At 69.0% G+C, this 2,067-nt stretch carries 3 protein-coding genes; 2 read left to right on the top strand and 1 reads right to left on the bottom strand.

Translation table 11 applies throughout. The features are described 5' to 3' along the window. Positions 1-425 (top strand): hypothetical protein (locus VML93_RS34470; RefSeq protein WP_325617699.1); only part of this gene is annotated, 425 nt, incomplete at its 5' end. Here VML93_RS34470 and VML93_RS34465 read toward each other — a convergent pair. Continuing rightward, positions 397-984 (bottom strand): TetR/AcrR family transcriptional regulator, encoded by a 588-nt coding sequence (locus tag VML93_RS34465; protein WP_325617697.1) that lies wholly within the window; start codon positions 982-984, stop codon positions 397-399. The genes VML93_RS34470 and VML93_RS34465 overlap by 29 nt on opposite strands. A gap of 76 nt (positions 985-1,060) precedes the next feature. On the opposite strand from VML93_RS34465, the gene VML93_RS34460 reads away from it, so the two are divergent. Beyond that, positions 1,061-1,939 carry an alpha/beta fold hydrolase gene (locus VML93_RS34460; protein ID WP_325617695.1) on the top strand — a complete coding sequence of 293 codons (879 nt, stop codon included), beginning with the start codon at positions 1,061-1,063 and terminating at the stop codon, positions 1,937-1,939. Positions 1,940-2,067: the final 128 nt, after the last annotated feature.

The following is a 2,067-nucleotide window of genomic DNA, read 5'->3' as shown; positions in this document are numbered from 1 at the left end:
CGCACGGGATCTTGGGCCGACGCACCGGCAGGTACGTGGCGCTGGAGGCGTTCGACCTCGACGGCGCCGCCTACGGCGGGCTGATCGGCCCGGTCACCGACGTCGCCCGGCTGGTCGCGCTGCACGCCAACCGCGGCAGCGTCGACGGGCTCGGCCTGCTGCGCCCCGGCTCGGTCGAAGCGATGTCCGACATCAGCACCGGCGGCCGCCCGTACGATTTCGGCCTCGGCTGGTTCCGCCCGTTTCATGATGCGCGGGGCGTCTGGCAGTTCGGCGGTGGCATGGGCTACTGGAACCTGCTGCGTCTGCATCCGCGCGACGGCCACGGCGCCGCCGTGATGAGCAACACCACGCACCGCTGGGACATCATCGCCTTCGCCGACGCGGCCATCGACGTCACCGTCGGCGCCGGATCCCGCCGGTGACCAGGTCGGCCACCGCCTCGATGAAGGCGTCGTCGAGCGGTTCCCGGGTGAGCAACATGCGCAGGCTTAGCGGTGCGACAAGGGTTTCCACGGCCACGTGCCGATCGAGGCCTGGCTGTAGTTCGCCGCGGGATTCGGCGCGCTCGAGCACGCGGCCGGCGACCGCGAGGCGTGCTGCCCAGAAGGCGTCCCGGGCCGGCCGGTACTCGCCGAGGTCGGGTCGCACGGCCAACTGGAGCAGGGTCTGGCCGAGCGGGCTGGTGACCAGCTCCCGGATCTCGTAGAGCAGCGCGCGGACGTCGCCGCGAAGAGACCCGGTGTCCGGTTCGGGCACGACGGTGCGGATCTCGGCCAGCACGGCGTCCAGCGCCAGGTTGGCCCGCGTTCCCCAGCGCCGGTAGATGGACACCTCATGGACTCCGGCACGGTGAGCGACGTCAGCGACCGACAGTTCGTCAAGGCCGTGCTCCAGCAGCGCCTGCGTCGTCGCCGCGAGCACGGCCGCACGGACCCGTGCGCTGCGCCCGCCGGGTCGGCGGCTGGGTGTGGTTGCCGTCATCACCACAGTCTTATCACAGTTCGACTTGCATTAGGCGTGTCCTTAAAGCAGAGACGCTTGCCTTAGAGGAGGAGCCATGAGCATCGCGCCAAGCACCGCATCGGCGATCGCTTCGGTCGACGCGCTGAACGGCCCGCCCGGGTTCGTGAACCTGCACCCGGACGGCTCGATCAACTACCAGCTCAACCGGTGGCTGTCCGCGATGACGCCGCAGGCGCTGACCGACGTCGCCGAGGTCGCCGTCGGGATCAGCAACTACGACCAGTTCATCGGCGAGTTCCTCGCCCTCGCCGACAAGCTGCTCGCGCAGGGCCGCCGCCGCGACGCGGCGTTCTGCCTGCGAGCCGCGGACTTCTTCCTGCCCGTCGGCGACGAGCGCAAGACACCGACCCAAACCCGGTTCCTGGAACTGGTGCGGGAGGTCTACGGCATCGGCCCCGGCCAGTACGACGCCGTCCCCTACGCCGGTGGTGTGCTCCCGGCCTTGCGGCTGGGCCGGCCCGACCGGGGCAGCGTCCTGATCACCGGCGGATTCGACGGGTACCTCGAGGACCGTTTCGCGATGATGCTGGCCATCACGCATGCCGGTTACCAGGTGATCGCCTTCGACGGTCCCGGCCAGGGCGCCGCCCTCGAGGACAGCGGGATGATCTTCACCACGGAGTGGCATCGCGCGGTCGGCGCCGTGCTCGATCACTTCGGCCTGCACCAGGCAGCGCTGATCGGCAGCTCGCTGGGCGGCTGCCTGGCCATCCGGCGGCGCGGCCGAACCGCGGATCACCAGGGTCGTGGCCTACGACGTATGCACCGACCTGCTCGAATGCAACCTGCAGACGCTCCCACCGGTGGCCCGTGCGCGAGTCGCGCCGCTATATGGGCCTGGAAATCCTCGCCGCCTGCCGGAAGGCAGCCCAGGCCGATATGGGAAAGAATAGCATTAGTGAGTCTGGATTGACAGTAGAGGCAATTCCTGCTTAATGGAAATAGGTCGCGAGGTGGCCATTTCATACACCATCTCGGAGGACGTGGCCCAGCGCGGCGACGCACCGGGTCTTACTGAGACTGATCAGGGGCGATCTATCG

Origin of the sequence: Mycobacterium sp. (assembly GCF_035499775.1) — a bacterium.
Classification (GTDB): Bacteria; Actinomycetota; Actinomycetes; order Mycobacteriales; family Mycobacteriaceae; genus Mycobacterium.
The sequence above is the reverse complement of the archived record's forward strand: the minus strand, read 5'-3'. Positions and strand labels throughout refer to the sequence as shown.